This window comes from Vibrio sp. 2134-1, from assembly GCF_033339495.1.
This window is the reverse complement of the sequence record NZ_JAWOUS010001004.1, coordinates 1-508: the sequence shown is the minus strand read 5'-3', so window position 1 is coordinate 508 and position 508 is coordinate 1. Positions and strand designations below refer to the sequence as shown.

Genomic DNA, 508 nt, shown 5'->3' with positions numbered 1-508 from the left:
GTTGCCAGTGAAGAAAGACCAATGGCGAAGGAAACCGGTACACCAATCGCAAGCAGGACTGCGAAGCTACCGAATAGGGTAAGAATTAATTGCCATTCCATTGTGGAACCCTCTATTGATCAAGTTGGGTGTCGGTGAGTAGGGCTTCACCAGACATTAATTGTTTGACGCGCTCATAAGCGAAAATCACGGAATAAAAGATCATCAGTGCGCCACTGATAGGCAGGCAGAAATAGATGTAGCCCATCTCTAAGCCCAATGCTGGGGTTAGCTGGCCAGTGGCCAATGTTTTGAGTGCTAATTGTGTTCCGCCGTGGACCAACACCACATAAGAGAAGAGCGCAATGGCCACTTGGATGACGATTTCATTCACCAGTTTTTTCTTGCCTTTGAGTTTCATCGTCAAAAGGTCAATGGCGAGGTGACGTTTGAGACCTGTGGTGTAAGCGGCACCAATAAGCGCCACCCACATAAAGAGATAGCGAGCCAGTTCATCCGTGACGGTGCT

At 48.4% G+C, this 508-nt stretch carries 1 protein-coding gene; it reads right to left on the bottom strand.

Going from position 1 to position 508, the window contains the following annotated elements:
- Nucleotides 1–112 precede the first annotated feature (112 nt).
- The coding region (locus tag R7R78_RS29725) for a TRAP transporter small permease (protein WP_225475041.1) at nt 113–508 on the bottom strand (396 nt) is incomplete at its 5' end.